At 75.0% G+C, this 9419-nt stretch carries 9 protein-coding genes; 3 read left to right on the top strand and 6 right to left on the bottom strand.

Annotated elements, in window-relative coordinates:
* Positions 1-102: 102 nt before the first annotated feature.
* The 3 genes from D1648_RS00835 to D1648_RS00825 all read left to right on the top strand — a co-directional run bounded on the left by D1648_RS00835 (position 103) and on the right by D1648_RS00825 (position 2703).
* Positions 103-876 carry a triose-phosphate isomerase gene (locus tag D1648_RS00835; protein WP_122938975.1) on the top strand — a complete coding sequence of 258 codons (774 nt, stop codon included), beginning with the start codon at positions 103-105 and terminating at the stop codon, positions 874-876.
* A 152-nt stretch (positions 877-1028) separates the two neighbouring features.
* Entirely contained in the window at positions 1029-1523 is a 495-nt protein-coding gene (locus D1648_RS00830) for a nucleoside deaminase (RefSeq protein WP_122938902.1), read from the top strand.
* 238 nt (positions 1524-1761) lie between these two features.
* Positions 1762-2703, top strand: coding sequence for a hypothetical protein (locus D1648_RS00825; RefSeq protein ID WP_241155299.1), 942 nt, complete (start codon positions 1762-1764; stop codon positions 2701-2703).
* 24 nt (positions 2704-2727) lie between these two features.
* Here D1648_RS00825 and D1648_RS00820 read toward each other — a convergent pair whose 3' ends face one another.
* The 6 genes from D1648_RS00820 to D1648_RS00795 form a co-directional block, all read right to left on the bottom strand.
* Entirely contained in the window at positions 2728-3420 is a 693-nt protein-coding gene (locus D1648_RS00820; protein WP_122938901.1) for a GntR family transcriptional regulator, read from the bottom strand.
* A gap of 186 nt (positions 3421-3606) precedes the next feature.
* Positions 3607-4707, bottom strand: a complete 1101-nt coding sequence (locus D1648_RS00815) for a sorbosone dehydrogenase family protein (RefSeq protein WP_122938900.1) — start codon at positions 4705-4707, stop codon at positions 3607-3609.
* 174 nt (positions 4708-4881) lie between these two features.
* Positions 4882-6093, bottom strand: a complete 1212-nt coding sequence (locus tag D1648_RS00810; RefSeq protein WP_122938899.1) for an acyl-CoA dehydrogenase family protein — start codon at positions 6091-6093, stop codon at positions 4882-4884.
* Positions 6090-6983 (bottom strand): CoA ester lyase, encoded by an 894-nt coding sequence (locus tag D1648_RS00805; protein WP_122938898.1) that lies wholly within the window; start codon positions 6981-6983, stop codon positions 6090-6092. Before D1648_RS00805 ends, D1648_RS00810 begins: the two co-directional genes overlap by 4 nt.
* Positions 6980-7465 carry a MaoC family dehydratase gene (locus tag D1648_RS00800; RefSeq protein ID WP_122938897.1) on the bottom strand — a complete coding sequence of 162 codons (486 nt, stop codon included), beginning with the start codon at positions 7463-7465 and terminating at the stop codon, positions 6980-6982. The genes D1648_RS00805 and D1648_RS00800 overlap by 4 nt, the downstream gene beginning before the upstream one ends.
* Positions 7462-9417: a biotin carboxylase N-terminal domain-containing protein gene (locus tag D1648_RS00795; RefSeq protein ID WP_122938896.1), complete on the bottom strand. Its 1956-nt coding sequence runs from the start codon at positions 9415-9417 to the stop codon at positions 7462-7464. Before D1648_RS00795 ends, D1648_RS00800 begins: the two co-directional genes overlap by 4 nt.
* Positions 9418-9419: the final 2 nt, after the last annotated feature.

Here is a 9419-nt window from a genome sequence, read left to right as displayed (position 1 = left end):
AGCCGCACTGACCGGCCCGACCTGACCGGGCCGGGCCGGGCGGAACGGCTCGTCGCCCCCACCCCCGCACGGAACGAATCGTCGAATCGTCGAAGGAGCAGCATGTCCCCCCTCTGGATCGGCACCAGCTGGAAGATGACCAAGACCCTCGCCGAGGGCCGTGCCTGGGCCGAGGGCCTGCGCGATCACCTCGCGAGCACCCATGACGGGCAGGCCCCGGCCCGCGTGCAGCCCTTCGTGATCCCACCCTTCACCGCGACCACGACCGTGCGGGGGATCCTCGGCGAGGACTCCCCGGTGCTGCTCGGTGTGCAGAACGCGCACTGGGAGGACGAAGGGGCATGGACCGGTGAGGTCTCCGTGCCGCAGGCCAAGGACGCCGGGGCCCAGGTCGTCGAGATCGGGCACTCCGAGCGGCGCGAGCACTTCGGCGAGACCGTGGAGACCACGCAGCTCAAGGTCGCCGCGGCGCTGCGTCACGGGCTCACGCCGCTGCTGTGCATCGGGGAGAGCGCCGAGGTGAAGGACGCGGGCGGCTCGAGCGAGTTCATCCTCGCGCAGGCCGCCGGTGCGCTCGACGGCCTCAGCCCGGAAGAGCTCTCCCGGGTCGTGATCGCCTACGAGCCGATCTGGGCGATCGGCGAGAAGGGCCGCCCGGCCGTCGTCGAGGAGCTCGTCGAGCCCTTCGCCGCGCTCGGCGCACAGTACTCCGGGGAGGTCACGGGGCTCCTGTACGGGGGCTCGGTCAACCTCGACAACGCCGCGGACCTGCTCGGCATCGAGCACGTGACCGGACTGTTCGTCGGCCGCACCGCCTGGCGGCTCGAGGGGTATCTCGAGCTGCTGCGCATCGCCGCTGCGCACGCCGCCGCCTGACCGGGTGACCCGCGGCGCTGCGCCCGCAGGGCCCCGCACCGTGTCGGTGCACCGCCCGCGGGGCCCCGCGCCCGCCCTGCGGCGCGGATCCGCGTCGCATCGGCAGCCCCCGGCCGCTCGCGGGCGTGGCCCGGATGTGCTGTGGTGGGGACATGGACACCCCCTCGCCCCTCAGCCCCGACGACCGCCGCCATCTGCGCCGCTGCGTGGACCTCGCCGCCGAGGCGCTCGCGGCGGGCGATGCGCCCTTCGGCTCGGTGCTCGTGGACGCCGACGGCCGCGAGCGCTTCGCCGACCGCAACCGCATCAGGGGCGGGGACAGCACCCGCCATCCCGAGTTCGAGATCGCCCGCTGGGCGGCCGCTCACCTCACGCCCGAGGAGCGGGCGGTGGCGACCGTCTACACCTCGGGCGAGCACTGCCCGATGTGCGCGGCCGCGCATGCCTGGGTGGGGCTGGACCGGATCGTCTACGCCTCGAGCACCCCGCAGCTGATCCGGTGGCAGCGCGAGCTCGGGGTCGCCCCCGGGCCCGTCGCACCGCTGCGGGTCACGGAGGTCGCTCCGGGCATCCCGGTCGTCGGACCCGACCCCGAGCTCTCGGCCGAGGTCAGGGACCTGCACGCCCGGACCGTCCAGGGCCGCTGACCCGTCGGCCGATCGGCGCTCTCGCCGCAGCGGACCCCGGGCTCTCCCGCGCGGGATCAGGGGGACAGCCCCCAGCCGACGCCCACACCGCCACGATAGCCTGGAGGACGCCGACGGCGAGGTCCCGCGCCCGGGTCCGGCCAGGGTCCGCCCGCGGGCCGACCCTCCCGCACCGCGGATCGCCGCGTCCTCCCCGTCGCCGACCTCAGCTCCGTCCACAGGGAGGTCCGCGGTCCCCATGAGCACCCGGAAGCCGTCGTCGCAGCGGCGCACGTCCCGCCCCGGCGCGATGCCGTCACGCCCCGGCCCGTCTGCCCGGCCCGGCCTGCGCGCCCCGGCCCCGCCGGCGCCCGGGTCCTGGGCCGCGGGGACCGCTCCGCTCGAGGGCACCGTGCACGCTCCCCGCTCGCGCGCGGTCTCCGTGCGGCGCCGCCGGGGGCGCTGGCTGACGGTCGGCGTGCCCGTGGTGCTCGCCGGCGGGTTCGGGATCGCCAGCTTCATGGTGCTCGGCGTCAGCAGCCTGGTGGGCGGTGCGGGGCTGCTGACCCCGTTCCTCGCCGCGCTCGGGATCGCCGCGGTGGTCGGCGGGGGCAGCGGGTTCCTGCTGCGCAACCGTCGGCCCCGGCCCGCGCGGCTCGCCCGCACGGCGGAGGACGTCTCCGTCGGGACCCGTGCGATGCTCGAGAAGATCGTGAAGGACTCCACGCAGGGTCGCCGACGCATCCACCGCATGCGCCGCACCGTCCATGGGCCCACGGAGCGGCATCTGCTGGACCGGGCCGAGACGCTGCTGCTGCGCGTGGACGCGCTGCTGAGCACGGCGGCGCTGCAGTCCCGCCGCGCCTCGGACCCCGACGTGATGCTGCTCGAGGGGATGACCGAGCGCTACGTCCCCGAGCTGGTCAGCGCCCTGGAGGGCACGGTCGGCTTCCTCGGGGAGGCCTCGACGGAGGACACCCGTGCCCGCGCGGCGGCGAACCTGCAGCGCATCGACGAGCAGCTCGCGGTGCTGGACGGGCGGCTGGACCGGCTCGAGAACCAGATCGTCACGGCGGTGAGCCGCTCGCTGGACGTGCACTCGGAGTTCCTGCGCACCCGCTTCGCCGAGCAGCCTGCGGAGTTCCCCGAGCGGCGCGCGCAGGGCTCGCCGCGGTCGACGGGATCCCCCACGGAGCGCTGAACGGCCGACGACGATCGGCCGGGGTCAGCCCGCCTGCTCGGCCTCCGCGATGGCGTGCGAGCGCTCGAGGACGGCATCGAGGTGCTCCACGAGGGCGCGCAGCGCACCGTCGTGGTGGTGGCAGCGCACCTTCTCGAGGATCCGGCCGTGCTCGGCGTAGGCCTCGTGGACGTCGAGGGCCGGCGGACCGCCCACCCAGGTCTGGCGCATGCGGTGGGTGTGGGCGCGGACCGTCTCGACCATGGTGGAGAGGTAGCGGTTGCCGGCATGGTCGAACAGGGTCTGGTGGAAGGCCCAGTCGGCGTGGAAGTGCTCCTGCAGCAGCTCGTAGGAGACCTCCCCGGCCGCCTCGATCCGGGCGATCACGTCTCCGTGCGCGGCATGCGCCTGCTCGAGATCCGCCAGCAGCGCGTCGACGTCCTCGAAGGCACGGGCGAGCGCCGCGGACTCGACCACGCGGCGGGCGTCCAGCAGCTCGGTCATCTGCTCGGCATCGAGCATCGGCGCGACGACGTAGCCGCGCAGCGCCACGTACTCCACGAGGCCCGAGCGCTCCAGGGACACCATCGCCTCGCGCACAGGGGTCGGGGAGACCTCGAGGTCGCGGGCCAGTCCGTCGATGCTCAGGCGCGAGCCAGGGGGCCAGCGGGCCTCGAGCAGTCGCTGCAGGATCAGCTCCTCGACCTCGGCGCGCAGCACCTGCCGTCGTACTGCCATCTCGGCACTCCCCTCTCTGCCCGGGCCGGGCTCCCCCGTCCGTCCCGGAGGCGTCGGTCCTCGCTCGCTAGGGCCGACCCGGTCGGTCTCGCCCTCTCCGGCATCCTATGGGAAGTTCGGATGCGTCCGCCTGCTGTTCTCGCCGACCGCGGCTGTGCGCGAGGTGGAGCTCCGGCTCAGCGCGGCTCAGCGGACGTCGAGCCGGAGGACGCGGTCGTCCCCGGGGTCGGGGTCGCCGCGGCCGTCGGTGTTGTTGGTCAGGGCCCACAGGGCGCCGTCCTCGCCGACGGCGACGTCGCGCAGGCGTCCGTGCTCCCCGACGAGGTGCTCCACCGAGGTGGAGAGGTCCCCCAGCGGGACCTCGCGCAGGCGCTGGCCGCGGAGGTTCGCGATCCAGAGCGAGCCGTCGGCGGCCGCCATGCCGCTGGGGCTGGCGTCGGCCGGCTCCCACTGCTGCACCGGGTCGACGAAGCGGTCGTCGCCCGCCGTGCCCTCGACCTCGGGCCATCCGTAGTTCCCGCCGGGTTCGATGACGTTGAGCTCGTCCCAGGTGTCCTGCCCGAACTCGCTCGCGTACAGGGTGCCGTCCTCGTCCCAGGCCAGGCCCTGCGGGTTGCGGTGCCCGTAGCTGTAGACCGGCGAGCCGTCGAACGGGTTGTCGGAGGGGATGTCGCCGTCCGGGGTCAGGCGCAGGATCGTGCCGGGCAGCGAGTCCCGGTGCTGGGCCGCCGCGGCGTTCCCCGCATCTCCCACGGTCACGTACAGCATCCCGTCGGGCCCGAACGCGATCCGGCCGCCGTTGTGGACGCTCGCCGCCTCGATGCCGTCCAGGAGCGTCTCCGCCTCGCCCAGGCCGTGGGAGCCGGGCTCGCCGGTCAGCTCGAGGCGCTGGAGGCGGTTCTCGTCGGCGCCGGTGGAACAGGCGTACAGGTGGCCGTCGTGGACGGCGATGCCGAGCAGGCCGCCCTCGCCCCGGGCCCGCACGCCGTCGATCGTGCCGACCTCGCGCTGTCCGCCCTCTGCGTCGAGCTCGAGGATCCGGCCGGAGTCCCGCTCGCTCACCAGCGTGGTCCCGTCGAGGACGGCGAGCGACCACGGGGCCTCGAGCCCGGTGGCGAGGGTGCTGACCCCGACGCTCCCCGCAGGCGCCGTGGAGGCCGTCGGCTCGGCGGCGTCTCCCGTCGGCGATGGATCGGGCCCCGCGGTGCAGCCGGTCAGCAGGACCGTCACGGCGAGGGGCGCGATCAGCCGGGACGCCCGTCCTCGCGCTGCGGCGCCGGTGCTCATGAGGGGTCCTTCCGTCGTGCGGTCGAGGGCAGGCAGGGCGTCGGTCCCGGAGGAGATCCGGCGCCGTCCGTGTCCTCCACGCTAGGGAGCGCGATCGCCGGGAGGAAGTCCCTTCCTGGTGCGCCCTGCGCGGCTCCAGGCGTCAGGAGCACCTCCCCGCCTCCGCCCGTCACCTCACCCCGCGAGCGCTCCCGGGAAGCCGAGGTGCCGGGCGATGATGCCGAGCTGGACCTCGTCGGTGCCCTCCCCCACCTGCAGCACGCGCGAGTCGCGGTAATGGCGGGCGACGACGTTCTCGTTGAGGAAGCCGTAGCCGCCCCAGATCTGGCACGCGTCACGGGCATTGTCCGCGGCGGCGTGGCTGCCCACGAGCTTCGCGATCGAGGCCTCCTGCGAGAAGGGGATGCCGGCGTCGAGGCGGCGCGCGGCCTCGTGCATGAGCGCACGGGCGGAGGCGACGCGGGCCTGCATCCGAGCGAGGGTGAAGGCGATGTGCTGGTGCTCGCCGAGCGGCTTGTCGAACACGATCCGGCTCCTCGCGCGCTGGACGGCCTGCTCGAGGCAGCCCTGCGCCGCGCCGACGCACAGCGCCGCGATCGCGACCCGGCCCTGGTCGAGGCTCGCCAGGAAGTTCGCGAAGCCGCGTCCCTGCTCGCCGAGCAGGTTCTCCTCGGGCACACGCACGTCCTCGAGCAGGAGGGGGTGGGTGTCCGAGGTGTGCCAGCCGACCTTGTCGTAGCTCGGCAGGACGGTCAGGCCCGGCGTGCCGGCGGGGACGATGATGCTGGAGAGCTCCGGGACGGACCGTCCGTCGGCCGACTCCCGCCGACCGGTGACGGCGGTGATGGTGACGAGCGAGGTGATGGGGGTGCCGGAGTTGGTGATGAACTGCTTGGACCCGTCGATCACCCACTGTCCGTCCTCGCGCCGTGCGGTGGTGCGGGTGGCGCCCGCATCGGAGCCGGCCTCCGCCTCGGTGAGGCCGAAGGCGGCGAGCTCCTCCCCGCGGGCGAGGGCGGGCAGGTGGCGCTCCTTCTGGGCGCGGGTGCCGTAGGAGAGGATCGGCATGGCGCCGAGGCCGAGCCCGGCCTCGAGGGTCACGGCGATCGACTGGTCCACGCGCGCGAGCTGCTCGACGGCGATGCAGAGGGAGAGGTAGTCGCGTCCCTGCCCGTCGTACTCGCGCGGGATGGGGAGGCCGAACAGGCCCATCCTCCCCATCTCGGCGATGATCTCCATGGGCAGGCGCCGGGCGGTGTCGTACTCGTAGCTGGCGGGGGCGACGACCTCGTCGGCGAAGTCGCGCACCTGCGCGGCCAGGCGCTGGTGCTCCTCGGGGAGCATCTCGGTGCCGGCGGGAGGGGCGGGGGTCAGCGTGGCGCTCATCGGAGGGTCTCCTTCTCGGGCCGGACGGCGGGTGCGGGGTCGGCGGCGGGCGTGGGGTCGGCGGCGGCGCGGGCGAGCAGGGTGCGGGCGTGGCGCAGCAGGGGCCCGTCGACCATGCGGCCCTCGTGGGCGAACACTCCGGGGCCGGCCTCCTCGGCGGCCGCGAGCAGCGCCCGGGCGCGCTCGAGCTCCTCGGGCTGCGGCGCGTAGGCGGCGCGGACGACGGGGACCTGGTCGGGGTGCAGGCAGGCGGTCGCGGTGAAGCCGCTCGCGGCGGCGTCGGCCGCTTCGGCGCGCAGGCCGTCGTGGTCCTCGAGGTCCAGGTGGACGGCGTCGATCGCCGAGCGACCGTGGGCGCGGGCGGCGAGCAGCACGGCCGATCGGGCATGGCGCACCACCTCGCGGTAGCCGCCGTCGGCGCCGCGCGAGGAGATGCCGCCGAGGTCGGCGACGAGGTCCTCCCCGCCCCACATGAGGGCGGCGACATCCGGGTGGGCGGCGAGCGCGGGCGCGGCGAGGATGCCGCGCGCGGTCTCGCACAGCACGATCACCTTCGCGCTCGGCAGCGCCGCGACCAGGCGTCCCACCTCGGCGGTCGCGCCCGCCTTGGGGAGCATCACCCAGCGGGGGCGCAGGGAGGCGAGGGCGTCCACGTCGGTGGTGAAGTCGGCGGCGCCGGGCGGGTTCACGCGCACGATCGTGCGGGCGGGGTCGAGCTCGTGCGCGGCGACGGCCTCTCGCGCGGCCTGCTTGCGACCTGGGGAGACGGCGTCCTCGAGGTCGAGGATCACGGCGTCGGCACGGGCGGCGGCCTTCGCGAAGCGGTCGGGGCGGTCGCCGGGGCAGAACAGCAGGGCGGGCCCCAGCGGCAGCGGCTCGTACGCGGTCATGTCTCCTCCCGGGTGTGCATGAGAGTGGAGCGGGCGGCGCGGACCACGACGTCACCGTGCTGGTTCCGGCCGGTGTGGACGAGGGAGACGACGGACTGGCCGGGCCGGGAGCGGGAGGGGCGCACGGCGAGGACCTCGGTCTCGGAGTAGAGGGTGTCGCCGTGGCGGAGGGGGCGGGGGAAGCTGATCTCGGAGAAGCCGAGGTTCGCCACCAGCGTGCCCTGGGTGAGCTGGGCGACCGAGGCGCCGACGACGGTGGCGAGGGTGAGCATCGAGTTCACCAGGCGCTCCCCGAACTCGGTGCCCTCCGCCCAGGCCGCGTCGAGGTGGAGTGCCTGCGGGTTCATGGTCATCGTGGTGAAGTGGACGTTGTCCGCCTCGGTGAGGGTGCGGCCGGGGCGGTGCGCGTAGACCACCCCGATCTGCAGCTCCTCGGCGTACAGGCCGCGCTGCACGATCCGGGGCCGGGGGTCATGGGTCATAGCGGCGCCTCCTCGGCGAGCACCTGCGCGAGCTGCTGTCCGCGGGTGACGCGCTGACCTGCGCCGGCGTGCAGGCGGACGGTGCCGGCGCTCGGCGCGTGCAGGGTGTGCTCCATCTTCATCGCCTCGACGACGAGCACCGGCTGCCCCTCGGTGACTCGTTCCCCGTCGGCGACGAGCACGGCGGTGACCGCGCCCGGCATCGGCGAGGCGAGGGTCGGGGCGCTCGCGCGGCGGGAGCCGGTGCGATCGGGACGGTGCAGCACGAGCTCGCGGTCCTCCCCGGGCAGCCCGATCCACACCGCGTCCTCCGTCGTGTGATGACGAAGCGGCAGGCGCACCCCGTCGACCGTGACGGTCCCGGGGTGCAGGCCGAGGTGCAGCTCCGTCTCTCCGATCCGCGCTGTGGCCTGCGTGGACGGGCCGGTCAGGGTCACGGTGACCGCCCCGGCGCCGGCCGCGCCCCCGTCGGCCACGGCGAAGCGCACCGCGAACGGGGCGTCGGCGCCGAGGCGCCAGCCGGAGGGGCGGTGCCAGAGCCCGGCGGGGCGGGCGTCGTCGAGGTGGGCGCGGTGCACGAGCGCGGCCACGGCGAGGGCCCGGGCGGTGACCGGCGGGCGGCGCAGCGCGTCCATGCTCCGCTCGATCAGGCCCGTGTCCAGGCGCCCCTCCCCCAGCTCGGGCAGGGCGAGCAGGGCGCGGAGGAAGGCGGTGTTGGTGACCACGCCGAGCACGTGCGTGCCCGCGAGCGCCCGGTCCAGCGCGGCGAGGGCCTGCTCGCGAGTGTCGGCGTGGGCGATGACCTTGGCGAGCATCGGGTCGTAGGACGCGGAGATCTCGAGCCCCTTCGCGAGGGCGTGGTCCACGCGCGCCCCGGCGGGCAGGGCGAGGTCGAGCACGGTCCCGCCGGTGGGCAGGAATCCCGCATCCGGATCCTCGGCGTAGACCCGGGCCTCGACCGCATGGCCGCTGACCTGCACGTCCTCCTGCGAGAGGTCGAGCGGCTCCCCCGCAGCGATGCGCAGCTGCGCGGCGACGAGGTCGATGCCGGTCACCGCCTCGGTGACGGCGTGCTCGACCTGCAGGCGCGTGTTCATCTCGAGGAAGAACGGCTCGTCGGGGGCGTGGGCGTCGAGGATGAACTCGACGGTGCCCGCGCCGACGTAGTCCACCGCCCGCGCCGCCTCGATCGCGATCGTGCCGAGGTGCTCGCGCTGGGCGGGGGTGAGGCTGGGGCTCGGCGCCTCCTCGATGACCTTCTGGTGGCGGCGCTGCAGGGAGCACTCCCGCTCCCCGAGATGGATGACATGCCCGTGCGCGTCGGCGAGGATCTGCACCTCGAGGTGGCGGGGCGCGGTGATCCAGCGCTCGAGGAAGAGGGTGTCGTCGCCGAAGGCGCCGGCGGCCTCGCGCCGGGCGGTGACGAGCGCGGCGGGCAGCGCGGCGAGGTCCTCGATGCGGTGCATGCCCTTGCCGCCCCCGCCCGCGGCGGGCTTGACCAGCAGCGGGGCCCCGATCTCGGCGGCGCCGGCGAGCAGCGCCGCATCGTCCAGCCCGGGGGCGGCCAGTCCGGGCACGACGGGCACGCCGCGCGCGGAGACGGTCTCGCGCGCGGTGATCTTGTCGCCCATGGTCGCGATCGCCTCGGCGGGCGGGCCCACGAACACGATCCCCGCGACGGCGCAGGCGCGGGCGAGCTCCGCGTTCTCGGAGAGGAAGCCGTAGCCGGGGTGGATCGCGTCGGCCCCGCTCGTGCGGGCGGCGGCGAGGACCTGGTCGAGGTCGAGATAGGAGTCGATCCGCACGGCGGCGTCGGCGGCGGCGACGTGCGGGGACGCCGAGTCCTCGGCGGTGTGGACGGCGACGCCGGCGAGGCCGAGCGCACGCACGCTGCGGAGGATGCGCAGGGCGATCTCGCCGCGGTTGGCGATCAGGACGCTGTGGAGGCTCATCG

The organism is Brachybacterium sp. EE-P12, from assembly GCF_003711805.1.
In the GTDB taxonomy this organism is placed as follows: Bacteria; Actinomycetota; Actinomycetes; order Actinomycetales; family Dermabacteraceae; genus Brachybacterium.
The sequence above is the reverse complement of the archived record's forward strand: the minus strand, read 5'-3'. Positions and strand labels throughout refer to the sequence as shown.